6 protein-coding genes are annotated in these 16,154 nt (G+C 72.8%); all 6 read left to right on the top strand.

Annotated elements, in window-relative coordinates; all coding sequences use genetic code 11:
- The coding region (locus ACZ7OY_RS44215; RefSeq protein ID WP_472251155.1) for an SDR family NAD(P)-dependent oxidoreductase at nt 1-7,188 on the top strand (7,188 nt) is incomplete at its 5' end.
- A 42-nt stretch (nt 7,189-7,230) separates the two neighbouring features.
- Nucleotides 7,231-12,753, top strand: a complete 5,523-nt coding sequence (locus tag ACZ7OY_RS44220; protein WP_472251156.1) for a type I polyketide synthase — start codon at nt 7,231-7,233, stop codon at nt 12,751-12,753.
- Between the two features lie 31 nt (nt 12,754-12,784).
- The gene (locus tag ACZ7OY_RS44225) at nt 12,785-14,215 is read left to right on the top strand and encodes an FAD-dependent monooxygenase (protein WP_472251157.1); all 1,431 of its coding nucleotides are present in this window, start codon (nt 12,785-12,787) and stop codon (nt 14,213-14,215) included.
- Nucleotides 14,212-15,810 carry an acyl-CoA carboxylase subunit beta gene (locus ACZ7OY_RS44230; protein ID WP_472251158.1) on the top strand — a complete coding sequence of 533 codons (1,599 nt, stop codon included), beginning with the start codon at nt 14,212-14,214 and terminating at the stop codon, nt 15,808-15,810. The genes ACZ7OY_RS44225 and ACZ7OY_RS44230 overlap by 4 nt, the downstream gene beginning before the upstream one ends.
- 22 nt (nt 15,811-15,832) lie before the next feature.
- The gene (locus ACZ7OY_RS44235) at nt 15,833-16,033 is read left to right on the top strand and encodes an acyl-CoA carboxylase subunit epsilon (RefSeq protein ID WP_472251159.1); all 201 of its coding nucleotides are present in this window, start codon (nt 15,833-15,835) and stop codon (nt 16,031-16,033) included.
- Nucleotides 16,030-16,154, top strand: a 125-nt coding sequence (locus ACZ7OY_RS44240; protein WP_472251160.1) for a biotin carboxylase N-terminal domain-containing protein, incomplete at its 3' end; no start/stop codon positions are given. The genes ACZ7OY_RS44235 and ACZ7OY_RS44240, both read left to right, overlap by 4 nt.

Genomic DNA, 16,154 nt, shown 5'->3' on the forward strand with positions numbered 1-16,154 from the left:
CCCGTACTCATACCGCTCTCCGCCCGCACCCCCGACGCCCTGCGCGCCCAGGCACACCGACTCACCACCCACCTCCAACACACCGACCACCCCGAACACCTCGACCTCCCGGAACTCGGACTCTCCCTCGCCACCCACCGCACGGCACTCGAGGAGCGGGCCGTGCTGCTCGCCGACGGCTCCGACACCCTGCGAGCCGGGCTGAGCATGCTGGCCGAAGACGGGACAGACCCCCGCGTGGTGCGAGGAACACCTGCCGGCGGCGACACGGCGTTCCTGTTCACCGGGCAGGGCAGCCAGCGCCCCGGCATGGGCCGCGGACTCCACGAGACGCATCCCGTTTTCGCCGCCGCCCTCGACGAGGTCTGCGGCCACCTCGACGCCCACCTGGGCCGCTCCCTGCGCGAGGTGATGTTCACCGACGACGCTGAACTGCTGCACCAGACCCTCTACACCCAGACAGCGCTGTTCGCGCTGGAGGTCGCACTGTTCCGGCTCGTCGAACACCTCGGACCACGGCCCAAGTTCGTGGCCGGGCACTCCATCGGCGAGCTGACCGCCGCGCACGTGGCCGGCGTGCTGTCCCTGGAGGACGCCTGCACCCTCGTGGCCGCCCGCGCCAGACTCATGCAGGCCCTCCCGGCAGGCGGAGCCATGCTCTCCGTACTCGCCCCCGAACAGCAGATCACGGAGCGGCTCGCCGGACGCGAACACGAAATCGCGATCGCCGCCGTCAACGGACCCGCCTCCACGGTGATCTCCGGCACCGAGAAGGCGGTGGCGGACCTCGACGCCACGCTGACCGGACTGGGCGTCAAAACGCGTCGGCTGCGGGTCAGTCACGCCTTCCACTCCCCCCTCATGGACCCGATGCTGGAGGAGTTCCGGTCCATCGCCACCGGCCTGACCTACAACCCCCCACGCATCCCGGTCGTCTCCAACGTCACCGGCACCCTCGCCACCACCGAACAACTCACCTCACCCGACTACTGGGTACGCCACGTCCGCGAGACCGTCCGCTTCCACGACGCCATCACCACCCTCCACGAACACGACGTCACCACCTACCTCGAACTCGGCCCCGACAACATCCTCACCACCATGGGCCGCACCTGCGTCCCCCAGAACACCGACACCGAACCCGAGTTCATCACCACCCTCCACAAAAACCGCCCGGAACCCGAAGCCCTGACGACCGCGCTGGCGCAGCTCTGGGTCCGCGGGAGTGCCCTCGACTGGCCGTCGGTCTTCCGTGGTCGTTCAGCCCGGCACATCGAGCTGCCGACGTACCCCTTCCAGCATCGGCGCTACTGGCTGAACCACCGGGACTCGCGCAGCGCCGACGCGGACGCCGCCGGTCTCGGGCTCGGTCCCGCCGGCCATCCACTGCTCGGTGCGGCGGTCTCGCTCGCCGACTCCGACTCCCTGGTGCTCACGACACGGCTGTCCCTCGACGACCACTCCTGGCTGGCCGACCACGCCCTGCTGGGCACGGCCCTCCTGCCGGGCACCGCCCTGGTCGAACTCGCCCTGCGGGCGGGCGACCTCGTGGGCTGCGAGGTGCTGGAGGAACTGACGCTGGAGTCGCCGCTGCGCCTGCCCTCGAAGGGCGCCGTGCACGTTCAGGTGTCGGTCGCGGCTCCGGACGAATCCGGGCGCAGCGCGCTCGGTGTCCACTCACGTCCCGCGGGCGACACGTCCGAGGGCGTGTGGACCCGGCACGCCACGGGAGCCATGACGCGCGACGACACCGGGGCCGTGCCGCCCGACGACTGCCCGGCTCTCTGGCCGCCGCGGGACGCCCGGCCTGTCGGCCTGGACGGCTGGTACGGAACGCTCGCCGCGAAGGGCCTGGACTACGGCCCGTCCTTCCAGGGCCTGCGTCAGGTGTGGCGCCACGGGGACATCGTCTTCGCCGAGGTCGCGTTGGCGCAGGAACAGGCCGTCGAGGCAGGCAAGTTCGGCCTGCACCCGGCACTGCTGGACGCGGCGCTGCACGCTCTCGAGCTGGGTGCCCTGGAGGAGTCGCCGGATCCGCGGCTGCCGTTCTCATGGAGCGGTGTACGGCTGTACGCGACCGGTGCGGCGACCGCCCGGGTACGGCTGACCCGGGTCGGCCCCGAGACGGTGTCCATCTCGGTGTGGGACGGCGCCGGACGACCGGTGGCGGAGGTGGCCGCGCTGGACCTGCGCACGGTCTCCGGGACGCAGGTGCGTGACGCCCTCCGCTCATCGGCCGGGAACGACTCCCTGTTCCGCCTGGAGTGGGTGCCCGTGACGGCCGATGCCGACGGGCACGTGGACAGCGTCGTCGAGGTCCCCGCCGGCGGCCCGGTGCACGACACCGTGCACCTGGTCCTCGGCCGGGTGCAGGACTGGCTCGCCGAGGAGCGGCCCGAGGACGAACGACTGGTGGTCAGCACGCGGGGGGCGGTCTCGGTCGCCGGCGAGGCCCCCGACCCGGCGGGCGCCGCCGTCTGGGGGCTGCTGCGCTCGGCACAGACGGAAAACCCGGACCGGATCGTGCTCGTGGACCTGCTCGGCGAGGCCGCCGGCGCGGTCCGGCCGGTCGCGGGGGAACCACAACTCGCGGTGCGGGACGGGCGGTACTTCGCGCCACGTCTGGCCAGGGCCGACGCACCGGAGTCTCGGCCGTCGCCCTTCGCCCCGGAGGGGACGGTGCTGCTCACCGGCGCCACGGGTGCGCTCGGCGGGCTCTTCGCCCGTCATCTCGTCACCGAACACGGAGTGCGCCGGCTGCTGCTGATCAGCCGACGGGGTCGGAGCGCGGACGGCGCCGCGGAACTGGAGCGGCAGCTGACCGGCCTGGGTGCCGAGGTCGTCTTCGCCGCCTGCGACGTGGCAGACCGCAAAGCCCTGGACGAGGTGCTGGCCGGCATCCCCGCCGACCGTCCGCTCACCGGCGTCGTCCACGCGGCCGGTGTCCTGGACGACGGGGTGTTCACCTCGCTGACCCCGGACCGCGTCTCCGCCGTCCTGCGTCCCAAGGTGGACGCGGCCCACAACCTCGACGCGGCAACACGGGGCGCGGAGTTGACGGTCTTCGCCCTCTTCTCCTCGGTCGCCGGTACGTACGGCACGGCGGGGCAGGCCGGTTACGCGGCTGCCAACGCCTGCCTCGACGCGCTGGCGCAACGCCGCAGGGCCGAGGGTCTGCCCGCAGTGTCGCTGGGTTGGGGTGCCTGGGCCGACGACGGGATGGCCGCGACCCTCAGCGAGACCGACCTCGCGCGTCTCGCCCGCACCGGCATCAAAACGCTGGAACCGGCCCGGGGCCTGGAGCTGTTCGACACGGCCCTCGCACTCGCAGTGCCCGCCGTCCTGCCGGTGGCGCTCGACACGGCCGGTCTGCGGGCCCGGGGCGGCGAGGTACCCTCCGTCCTGCGCGGGCTGGTCCGTACGGCGGCCCGCCGTACCGCGCAGTCCGGGAGCGGCGGCTCCGCCGGTACGCTCGCCCAGCAGGTGGCCGCTCTGGAGGAGGGGCAGCGCGAGCCGTTCCTCCTGGACCTCGTGCGGGCGGAGGTCGCCGCCGCGCTCAACTACGTGGGCCCGAGCGGGGTGGATCCGCGCCGCGGCTTCCGTGAGCTCGGCATCGACTCGCTCACCGCGGTCGAACTGCGCAACCGCCTCAACAGGGCGACCGGACTCCGTCTGCCCGCCACGCTGGTGTTCGACCATCCGACGCCGGCGGACGTGGCCCGGCTGCTGGTGGAGGAAGTGGGCGGCGGGGGCCCCGGGGAGGTGACGGCTCCTGCCGTTTCCCGGGCCGCGGTATCGGACGACTCGGTGGTGATCGTCGGCATGAGCGGCCGCTTCCCCGGCGGGATCGACTCGCCGGACGCGCTGTGGGAGCTGGTCGCCGAGGGAGGCGACGCGATCTCCGGATTCCCCACCGACCGCGGCTGGGACCTGGAAGGTCTCTTCGACCCGGACCCGGACCACCCGGGAACCTCGTACGTCCGCGAGGGCGGATTCCTGCACGAGGCGGCGGAGTTCGACGCGGAGTTCTTCGGGATCTCTCCGCGCGAGGCGCTCGCCATGGACCCTCAGCAGCGGCTGCTCCTGGAGACCTCCTGGGAGGCCCTCGAGCAGGCGGGCATCGACCCGACGAGCCTGCGCGGCAGCGACACCGGCGTCTACGCGGGCGTGATGTACCACGACTACGCGAGCCGCCTGGCGGCGGTGCCCGGCGATGTCGAGGGCTATGTGGGCACCGGCAACACGGGCAGTGTGCACACCGGCCGGGTGGCCTACACGTTCGGTTTCGAGGGTCCCGCGGTCACCGTCGACACGGCCTGCTCGTCGTCGCTGGTGGCCCTGCACATGGCCGCCCAGGCCCTGCGCGCGGGCGAGTGCTCCCTCGCCCTCGCCGGTGGTGTCACCGTCATGTCGACACCGAGCACGTTCGTCGAGTTCAGCCGGCAGCGCGGGCTGGCTCCGGACGGCCGCTGCAAGCCCTTCGCCGCGTCCGCCGACGGCACCGGTTGGTCCGAGGGCGCAGCGGTCCTGGTGCTGGAGAAGCTCTCCGACGCCCGCCGCCACGGGCACACCGTCCTCGCGGTCGTGCGGGGCAGCGCCGTCAACCAGGACGGCGCCAGCAACGGCCTGACCGCGCCCAACGGCCCCTCCCAACAGCGCGTCATCCGTACGGCCCTGGACAACGCCGGCCTCGGCGCTGCGGACGTGGACGCCGTCGAGGCCCACGGCACCGGCACCCGCCTCGGCGACCCCATCGAGGCACAGGCCCTGCTCGCCACCTACGGCCGGGCCCACACCGACCGGCAACCGCTCTGGCTCGGCTCGCTCAAGTCCAACATCGGCCACACCCAGGCCGCCGCGGGGGCCGCCGGCGTCATCAAAATGGTCAAAGCCATGCACCACGGGGTGCTCCCGCGCACCCTCCACGCCGACGAACCCTCCCCGCTCGTGGACTGGGAGGAGGGTGCGGTCCGGCTGCTCGACGGTCCACGGGACTGGCCGGAGACCGGCCGCCCCCGCCGGGCCGCCGTCTCCTCCTTCGGCATCAGCGGCACCAACGCCCACGTCATCCTCGAGCAGGCACCCCCCGCCGAGGACCCCGCACTCGATCCGGTGACCGGCCCGCCGCCGGTGACGGTCCTGCCGCTGTCGGCGCGCTCCGCCTCGGCGCTGGCCGCACAGGCGGAGCGGCTGGCGGGGCTGCTGGATACGGTGTCCGGCCACGACCTCGGCTTCTCGCTGGCCACCACACGGGCGCGGCTGGACGTCCGCGCGGTGGTCGCCGCGGTGGACGAGGACGGACTGCGCCGGGGCTTGGAGGCGCTCGCGAACGGCGGATCCGTACCCGCCCTGGTACGCGGTCCGCGCGAGGAGAGCGATGCGGGGGGCGCTCCGGCGTTCCTGTTCAGCGGCCAGGGCAGCCAACGTCCCGGCATGGGCCGTGAACTCTACGAGGCGTATCCCGTCTTCGCCGAGTCGCTCGACACGGTCTGGGCCGCTTTCGAGCGCCACCTGGAACGGCCTCTGCCGGAGGTGGTCTTCGCCGCGGACGGATCGGCGGAAGCCGGGCTGCTCGACCGGACGCTGTACACACAGACCGCCCTGTTCGCGACGGAGGTGGCGCTGTACCGGCTCGCCGAGTCGTGGGGGCTGCGCCCCGGGCACCTGATGGGGCACTCGATCGGTGAGGTGGTGGCCGCGCACGTGGCCGGTGTGCTGTCGCTGGCCGACGCATGCTCTCTGGTGGCGGCCCGCGGCAGGCTCATGCAGGCGCTGCCGCCCGGCGGCGCGATGCTCTCCGCGCTCGCCGGGGAGCAGGAGGTTGTGCCCCTGCTGGCCGGCCGGGAGCACGAGGTGGGCATCGCCGCCGTGAACGGGCCCGCCTCCACGGTGGTCTCGGGCACTGAGGCCGCCGTCACGGCCGTCGAGGACGAACTGACTGCGCGCGGTGTCAAGACGCGCCGGCTACGGGTCAGCCATGCGTTCCACTCCCCCCTCATGGAGCCGATGCTGGAAGAGTTCCGCTCGGTTGTCGCCGGGCTGTCCCTGCGCGAACCGCAGATCCCGGTGGTGTCGAACCTGTACGGCCGCCTCGCCGAGCCGGGTGAACTGACCTCCCCGGACTACTGGGTACGCCACGTACGGGAAGCGGTCCGCTTCCACGACGGGTTCACCGCGCTCGTCGACGCCGGTGTGACGACGTTCGTGGAACTGGGCCCGGACGCCGTGCTGACGGCGCTGGGGCAGGAGTCGCTGGCCGAACGTCCGGAGGCGGTCACGCTGGTGCCGTCACTGCGCCGCGGCCGGTCGCAGACCGAGACGTTCACCGCCGCTGTCGCCACCGCCCACGTGCGGGGCGCGGACGTCGACTGGCGGGCGGTGTACGCCGGTTCGGTCCCCCGTGCGGTGGCACTCCCGACGTATCCGTTCCAGCGTCGCCGCTACTGGATGGAGGCGGACCCGGCCTCCCCCGCACCGGCGGTGGGGTCGGTGGAGGCCCGGTTCTGGGCGGCGGTCGAGCAGGAGGACCTGCAATCGCTCGCGGCTGAACTCGGCGCGCACGAGCAGGTTCTGGGAGAGGTGATGCCGATGCTGTCGGCGTGGCGGCGGCGGCACAGCGCGCCGGCGGCCACGCCCGGGCACGAGGAGGAGCCCGCGGTCGCAGCGGAACCGGCCGAGGACCTGACCACCGTCCTGGCCTCGCTCTCCCCCCGCGACCAGGTGTACAGGGTGCTGGACCTGGTGCGCACCGAGATCGCCGCGGTGCTCCAGTACGGCGGCAAGGACGCCGTCGAGCCCCGTCGGCAGCTCAAGGACCTGGGCTTCGACTCGCTGGCCGCGGTGACCCTGCGCAACCGGCTGGCCCTGGTGACCGGCCTGGCACTGCCTGCAACGCTCGTGTTCGACCACCCGACGCCGACGGCGCTCGCGGCGCACCTGTCGGAGGAACTGAGCCGGCCGGACGATGTCGACGTGGACGGTGAACTCGACCGGATCGGGGCGGCCTTGGCGGGCACCGACGACGCGGGTGTGCGGGAGCGGGCGGCCGTCCGGCTGAAGGAGCTGTTGTTGCGACTGGACGTCGCGACGACACCCGGCACGGACGGCGACGACCTGGCGGACCGGCTGGACGACGCGGACGGCGACGACCTGTTCGACCTCATCGACTCCGAACTCGGCTCGTCCTGACCCGTCCGGACGCCACCCACCCCTGATGCAGCGAGGAACGCGATGTCTGAGTCTGGCGAAAAGAAACTCCGGGACTACCTGAAGCGAGTGACGGTCGAGTTGAGCGAGTCCCGGCAGCGGCTCAAGCAGGCCGAGGAGTCGTGGACCGAGCCCATCGCCGTTGTCGGCATGAGCTGCCGCCTCCCCGGCGGGGTCCGCTCCCCAGAGGACCTGTGGACGCTGGTGGCGGACGGCACCGACGCGATCTCCGAGTTCCCCACCGACCGCGGCTGGGACGTGGACGGCCTGTACGACCCCGAGCCGGACCGGCCCGGCAAGTCGTACACCCGCCGGGGCGGATTCCTCTACGACGCTGCCGAGTTCGACGCGGAGTTCTTCGGAATATCCCCGCGCGAGGCGCTGGCCATGGACCCCCAGCAGCGGCTGTTCCTGGAGGCGTCCTGGGAGGCCCTGGAACGCGCCAGGATCGATCCGTCGGGCCTGCGCGGTTCCGGCACCGGCGTGTTCGTGGGCTGCGTCACCTCCGACTACCAGGTGCTGCTCGCCTCGGCGCCGGAGGAGATCGAGGCGTACCGGATGACGGGGTCCGCGGCCAGCGTCCTGTCGGGCCGGGTGTCGTATCTGCTCGGCCTGGAAGGCCCGGCGGTCACGGTCGACTCCGCCTGCTCCTCCTCCCTGGTGGCCCTGCACCTGGCCGTGCAGGCGCTGCGCCGCGACGAGTGCTCGCTGGCGCTGGTCGGCGGGGTCACGGTGATGGCCACGCCCACCGGGTTCGTGGACTTCAGCCGGCAGCGCGGCTTCTCTCCCGACGGACGGTGCAAGGCCTTCGGCGCCGGAGCCGACGGAACCGGCTTCGCCGAGGGCGTGGGTGTGCTGGTCGTGGAACGTCTCTCGCAGGCGCGCCGCAAGGGCCACCGGGTCCTGGCCGTGGTGCGGGGCAGCGCCGTCAACCAGGACGGCGCCAGCAACGGCCTCACCGCGCCCAGCGGACCGTCCCAGCAGCGCGTCATCCGCGCCGCCCTCGCCTCGGCGGGCCTCGCGCCCGAGGACGTGGACGCCGTCGAGGCGCACGGCACCGGCACCCGGCTGGGCGACCCCATCGAGGCACAGGCGCTGCTCGCGACCTACGGCCAGGGCCGCGGCACACGGCCGCCCCTGCTGTTGGGTTCGGTGAAGTCGAACATCGGGCACACACTGGCCGCGGCCGGGGTCGTCGGGGTCATCAAAATGATCAAGGCGATGGAACACGGGGTACTGCCGCCCACGCTGCACGCCGACGAGCCCTCACCGTTCGTCGACTGGGACGCGGGTGCCGTCGAGCTGCTGACCGGGCGGCGCGACTGGCCGTCGGGGAACCCGGTGCGCCGGGCGGCCGTCTCCGCGTTCGGGATGAGCGGTACCAACGCCCACGTGGTGCTGGAGCAGGGCCTGCCCGCCGAGCCGTCCGGGGAATCCGCGTCGCAGGACCCGGCGGTGGTGCCGTACGTGCTGTCGGCCCGTGGCGAGGCCGCCCTGCGTGCCCAGGCGGCCCGGCTGCGCGCCCATGTGCGAGCCCGCCCGGATCTCGCGCCGGCGGACGTGAGCCACTCGCTGGTGGTGACCCGCGCGGTCCTGGAGCAGCGGGCGGTGGTCCTCGGCTCGGACGCGGACGAGCTGGCCACCGGTCTGGAGACGCTGTCCCGCGGTGACGCGGGCCCGCAGCTCATCACGGGCATGGCGAAGGACCGCGGGAAGACCGTGTTCGTGTTCCCGGGGCAGGGCTCGCAGTGGGCCGGCATGGCGGTGGACCTGCTGGACTCGGCGCCGATGTTCGCCGAGCGGCTGCGCGCGTGTGACGCCGCCGTCCGCGCGCACGTCGACTGGTCGGTCGAGGACGTTCTGCGGGAACGCCCGGGGGCCCCGTCGTTGGAGCGGATCGAGATCGTGCAGCCCGTGCTGTTCTCGGTGATGGTGGCCCTCGCGGAACTGTGGCGACAGCACGGGGCGGAGCCCGACGCGGTGGTCGGCCACTCGCAGGGCGAGATCGCCGCCGCCTGCGTGTCCGGCGCTCTGACGCTGCAGGACGCGGCTCGGATCGTGGTGCTGCGCTCGCAGTTGTTCGCCGACGAGCTGGTGGGGCGGGGCGCGGTGGCGTCCGTGGCGCTGTCCCGGCACGAGGTCGAGGCGTACCTGGCTCCGTACGGGGGTCGGCTGGGCATCGCGGGCGTCAACAGCCCCCGTCTGGTGACCGTGGCCGGGGAGCCCGAACCGCTGGAGGAACTGGTGGCGACGCTGACCAAGGGCGGGATCCGGGCCCGGATCGTGCCCGCGACGGTCGCCTCGCACTCTCCGCAGGTCGACCGGCTGCGCGGCCGTATCACCGAACTGCTGTCCTTCGTACGTCCTCGCAGGGGCCGGGTGCCGCTGTACTCGACCGCCACGGGCGAGGTGCTGTGGGGCGACGAGCTGACGGCCGACTACTGGTTCGAGAACTGCCGCCGCCCGGTCGACTTCGAGCCCATCGTGCGCCGACTGCACGCTGACGGCCACGACGCCTTCGTCGAGGTGAGCGCGCACCCCGTGCTGGTGCTCGGCATGGAGGAAACCCTTGAGGACACGGGCGCCGATGTGCTGGTAACCGGCACGCTGCGGCGTCGAAAGGGGGGCTCACCGCAATTCCTTACCTCGTTGGCGGAGGCGTACGTCCGGGGTCTGCGGGTCGACTGGCGGGCAGTGACCGGCACCGGGCGCGCCACGGTCGAACTGCCCACCTATCCCTTCCAGCGGCAGCGTTTCTGGGTCGAACCGGCCGACCGGGGCACGGCCTTGGACGAGACGACGGAGTCCGTGTTCTGGGACGCAGTCGAGGGCGGGGATCTGTCCGGTCTCGCCGCCTCGCTGCGTCTGACGGACACGTCGGCCCTCGCCGAACTGCTGCCCGCGCTCTCGTCGTGGCGACGGGACCACAAGGAACTGGGCGCCGTCGACTCCTGGCGCCATCAGGTGGTGTGGCGGGCCGCCGCCGCGCTCGAAGCGGCCGCTCTGTCCGGCTCCTGGCTGGTGGTGCGGCCCGCGCATCCCGCGGCCGACCACGTGGCATCCCGTCTCGCCGCACTGGTGGCGGACGCCGGCGCCACTCCGGTCGGCATCGCGGTCGCGGCCGGGGTGAGTCGTGCGGAACTCGCGCGGCACATCGGCGAGGCCGTCCGCTCCCTCAACGGTGAGCCCCCGGCGGGCGTCGTGTCCCTCCTGCCGCTCTCCCCCCGCGAGCACGACGTGGTGTCCGCCGGACTCGAGGGGACGGTTCTGCTCCTGCAGGCCCTGGCCGACATCGACGTCGCGGCCCCCGTGTGGACGGTGACGAGCGGCGCGGTCCAGGCTGCTCCGGACGACCGTGTCACGGCCCCCGAGCGGGCCCAAGTGTGGGGGCTGGGTCAGGTCGCGGCACTCGAGACGCCGCAGACCTGGGGCGGTCTGGTGGACCTGCCGGAGGAACCGGACGAACGGGCGCTGTCCCGCCTGCTCGCGCTCGTCTCGACACCCGGCGGCGAGAACCAGGCCGCTGTACGGTCCTCGGGCGTGTACGTGCGCCGGCTGGTGCCGGCCTCGCCGCCCACGGGCATGCGAGACCTGTCCGCCGAACGGGGCACCTGGCTCGTCACCGAGGGTCTCACCGGTCCGGGCGCGCACATCGCGCGGCTGCTGGCGGGAGCGGGGGGTCCGCGGCTGCTACTGACCACCCCGCCCGGCTCGGACAGCGCTCTGATCACCGCCGCCGAGGCCGAACTGACGGCATTGGGCGCCGAGGTGACGGTCGTCGTGTGCGACGTCGCGGACCGGGAGGCACTCTCCAGCGTGTTGGCCGGCGTCCCACAGGACGCGCCGCTCACCGGCGTCGTGCACACGGCCGGGCTGCTGGAGGACACCCCACTGGGGGGTCTGACCGTGCCGGACCTGGAGCGGCTGCTGCGCACCAGGGTGCTGGGCGCCCAGAACCTGCACGAGTTGACCGCCGGGACCGACCTCTCGGCGTTCGTGCTGTTCTCCTCGGTGACCGCCACGTTCGGCGGAGGCCTGGGCCTCGCCGCCCACGCGGCCGCCAACGCGCACGTGGACGCGCTCGCCGCACACCGCCGTTCGCTGGGCCTGCCGGGGCTGGCGCAGGCGTGGGGCGTGTGGCGGGAGGAACCCGCCGACGGGGCGGCCAGGGAACTGGAGGCGTCCCGCCGGGAGCGGCTCGGCCGCCGCGGGCTGCCCTTGCTCCGCCCGGGACCGGCTGCCGCCGCGTTCGAGCGGGCTCTGGACTTCCCCGCCGCGTCGATCGTGCTCGCGGACGTCGACTGGGGCAGGTTCACGCGTGTCTTCGACGGCGACCGGCCCAGTCCGCTGGTCTCCGAGATCCCCCAGGTCCGGCGGGCGCGCGCGGAGTCCGCCGTCACGACGGCGGGAGGGGCGCGGGGGCTGCCAGGCCGGCTGACCCAACTGCCTGCCGCCCAGCGGCGCGCGGTGCTGCTGGACCTGGTCCGGGCGGAGGTCGCCGCGGTCCTCGGGCACACCGGTCCCGGCGCCGTGGCGGCCCAGCGCGACTTCCTGGAGCTGGGCATGGACTCGGTGACGGCCGTCGCCCTGCGGAACCGGCTCAACACGGCGACCGGACTCCAGCTGTCGGCCCGGGTGATCCTGGATCACCGCTCCCCCGAGGCACTCGCCCTTCATCTGAATGCGGAGCTCGCCGGCGGATCTCCGGACGAGACCGCCACGCCCGATCTCGCCACCGCGGTCACCGCGGCGTTCGCGGGCGGCGACGGTCAGGCCGCCCTGAACCGGCTGGCCGAGGCCGCGGCGCGCCGGGCCACGTTCACCGTGCCGGGCCCGGACGACCTGCCACGGCCGGTTCGCCTCGCCACGGGCCCGGCCTGGCCGAGGCTGCTCTGCTTCCCGACGGTGCTCGCCACCTCGGGGCCGCACCAGTACGCCCGGTTCGCCGGGGCCTTCGCCGGCCAACGGGACGTGCTCGCCCTCGCGCTGCCCGGATTCCGGCACGAGGAACGGCTGCCCGCGACACCGGACGCGCTGGCCGAGGCCTCGGCGCAGGCGGTGCGCCTGGCGGCCGACGGCGGGCCGTTCGTCCTCGTCGGCTACTCCTCCGGCGGTCTGGTCGTCCACGAGGCCGCCCGGCTGCTGGAGGCCTCGGGGGTGTTCCCGGAGGCACTCGTCCTGCTGGACACCTACGCGCCCGACGACGAGGCGCTGCGTGCCGCCACCCCCGCGCTCATGGCGAGGATGGCCGACAGGATGGGTGAACTGGGCCCGGTCGACGACGCCCCGGTGGTCGCGATGGGCGGCTACCTGCGGCTGCTGAACGACTGGCGGCCCAGCCCTGTCAAGACCCCGACCCTGCTCGTCCGCCCGGCCGAACACCTGCCGGGCACGGAGACCGGGGCGTCCCGGGCGTCCTGGCGGCCACAGCACGAGGTCGTGACCGTCCCCGGAGACCACTTCTCGGTCATCGAGGAGCACGCGTCCGAGGCGGCCGAGGCGGTCACCACGTGGCTCGCCACGCTCACCACCCGGGAACCGGCGTGACCGACCAGAAACGAGCGGAGGCCGAAGCGACATGACGAAGAGGACGACAGTGGTGATCGTCGGGGCCGGCCCAGTCGGGCTCGCCGCGGCCTGCGCACTGCGGCAGCGCGGCATCCACGCACGGCTCCTGGAGGCACAGAACGTGCCGCAGCACGGGTCGCGCGCCGTCCAGCTGCACGCACCGACCCTGCGGATCTTCCGGGAGCTGGGCATCCTGGAGGAAGCCGAACAGCGGGGCCTGAGGATCCACGCCAACGAGTACCACCTGCCGGGAGGCCGTACCCTGCGCATCGAACTCGGCACGCTGAACGAGCCGTTGATGCTCCCTCAGGAGGTCACCTGCGAACTGCTGGAGCGTCGCCTCGAACAGCTCGGCGGCCGGGTGGAGCGCGGGGTCGAGGTCACCAAAACCGTCCCCTTCGACGATTTCGTCGCCGTCGAGGCAGACGGGACCGACGGCACGGAGCGCATCGAGGCGGACTGGCTGATCGCCGCGGACGGGGTGCGCAGCAGAGTCCGCGAGCAGCTCGGCATCCCCTTCCCCGGCAGCCCGGTCCCGGTCAACTTCCTGCTGGCGGAGGGCAGGATCGACGGACGCCCAGCCGACGACGCGGTGCACTACTTCCTGGGTCTGTCCGGGTCGGTGGTGTTCGCCTCGCTCCCGGGCAGCCGGGTGCGCGTATCCGGGGCGGTCCCGCCCGGTCACCCGCTCACCGCGGCAGGGGTGCAGCAGATCCTGGACGAACGCGGTCCCGGTGGGCTGCGCGTCGCCGCCCTCGACATGGTCAACGCGTTCAGCAGCCAGGAACGAATCGCCGCCCGGTTCCGGGAAGGCCGCGTCTTCCTGACGGGGGACGCCGCGCACACGCACTCCCCGCTGGGCGGCCAGGGGCTCAACCTCGGTTTCCAGGACGCGCACAACCTGGTGTGGAAACTGGCCGGAGTCGTCGAAGGCACGTTCGCCCCCGCCCTCCTCGACAGCTACGGCCCCGAGCGACGTCACGCGGCCGAGCAGATCGTCCGGAACACCCACCAGTTCCTGCGCGTGTTCACGCTGGGACCCGGCGCCGCACGCGTACGCAACACCGCCTGGGGCACGCTGGAGTCCCTGGGCGTGCTGCGCCGCTGGTTCGCGCCCCTGCTGGCCGGCTGGCCGGTCCGTTACTCGACCGACGGCCGCCGCGTACGTGGACTGCCCCGCGCGGGCACCCGCTCGCCGCACTGGTCCGCCTCACCCCTCGCCGAACACCGATACCGGTTGGTGACCCGCGGAAACCGCGGAGCGAAGCTGCGCGGTGTGGCCCTCGCCGCGCAGCGGCCAGACCTGGTCGGGCACCGTCACCTCGATCAAGGCGGTCACGGTTTCGTGCTTCTGCGGCCCGACGGCTATGTGGCGGCGAGCGGGACGAGGTCCGCCGACTGGGCACGCGCCGAGCGCCTGCTCGCCAAAGCCACTGCATGAGCCGTCAGACCATACCTGCGCAACACGCCAAGAAGGAGGAGGACTTGACGACCCAGGAGCGTCTCGTCGAACTGCACTCCCGCAAGCAGGCCGCCCGGCAGGGCCCCGATCCCCATGCCACCGAGCGGCAGCACGCCCGCGGGAAGCTGACCGCACACGAGCGGATCGAACTCCTGCTGGACAAAGGATCCTTCCAGGAGATCGAGTCCCTGCGCCGCCACCGGGCGGTCGGCTTCGGACTGGAGCACAGACGCCACCCCTCCGACGGAGTCGTCACCGGCTGGGGCACCGTGCACGGACGCACCGTGTTCGTCTACGCCCATGACTTCCGCGTGTTCGGCGGCGCCCTCGGAGAAGCCCACGCCGCCAAGATCCACAAGCTGATGGACCTCGCCCAGGCGTCCGGGGCGCCGCTCGTCAGCCTCAACGACGGCGCCGGCGCCCGCATCCAGGAGGGGGTCACCGCACTCGCCGGATACGGCGGCATCTTCCGCCGCAACACGCGCAATTCCGGTGTCATTCCGCAGATCAGCGTCATGCTCGGCCCCTGCGCGGGTGGCGCCGCCTACTCCCCGGCCCTGACCGACTTCGTCTTCATGGTCCGCGACACCGCGCAGATGTTCATCACCGGACCCGACGTGGTGCAGACGGTGACCGGAGAGTCGGTCACGATGAACGGCCTGGGCGGCGCCGACGTGCACGCCTCCGTCTCGGGCGTGGCGCAGTTCGCCTACGACGACGAGGAGGGCTGCCTGGAGGAGGTCCGGTACCTGCTGTCGCTGCTCCCGGCCAACAACCGTGAACTCCCCCCGGTGGAGCCGACGTCCGACCCGGCCGACCGGCCCAACGACGCGCTGCTGGAGCTGGTCCCGCAGGACCCCAACCAGGCGTACGACATGCGGACCGTGATCGAGGAGGTGGTCGACGACGGCGAGTATTTCGAAGTCCACTCGGCCTGGGCCACCAACATCGTCTGCGCACTCGCGCGCCTGGACGGACACGTCGTCGGTGTCGTCGCCAACCAGCCGTCCTCCCTCGCCGGCGTGCTCGACATCCATGCCAGCGAGAAGGCAGCCCGCTTCGTCTCCACGTGCGACTCGTTCAACATCCCCCTGGTGACCCTGGTGGACGTCCCCGGCTTCCTGCCGGGCATCGACCAGGAACACGGCGGCATCATCCGGCACGGCGCCAAACTGCTCTACGCGTACTGCAACGCCACCGTCCCCCGTGTCTCACTGGTCGTACGCAAGGCCTACGGCGGGGCGTACATCGTCATGGACTCCCGTTCCATCGGCACCGACGTGGCCCTGGCATGGCCGTCGAACGAGATCGCCGTCATGGGCGCCGAGGGAGCCGCCAACGTGATCTTCCGCCGGGAGATCAACGACGCCGACGACCCCGACGCGATGCGCGACCGGATGATCGAGACGTACAAGGCGGAACTCATGCACCCGTACTACGCCGCCGAACGCGGTCTCGTCGACGACGTGATCGACCCGCGGGACACCCGGCTGGTGCTGATCCGCTCCCTGGCCATGCTGCGGACGAAACACGCCGACCTGCCGTCGCGCAAGCACGGCAACCTTCCGGCCTGAGGACGAGGGCGAGGGCGAAGAGATGAGCGCTGTGAAAGTCGTGCGGGGAAATCCCAGCGAGGAGGAGGTGGCAGCGGTGCTTGCGGTGCTGCTGTCGGTCTGCGGGCAGCACGGGCACGCCTCTGGCGCCGACCGGCCGAAGCCGGCGCTGCGGGAGGCCGGCTGGAGCCGGGGCGGTCGCGGGTACCGGGCTCCCGCGGCTTCCTGGAGGTTCGGGTCATGAGGGCTCGGGCCGGCGGGGTCCGCAAGGTGCTCATCGCCAACCGTGGCGAAATCGCTGTTCGCGTTGCCCGGGCCTGCCGGGACGCCGGGATCGGGAGCGTGGCCGTCTACGCCGACCCGGA

The organism is Streptomyces sp. NPDC107559 (genome assembly GCF_055657365.1).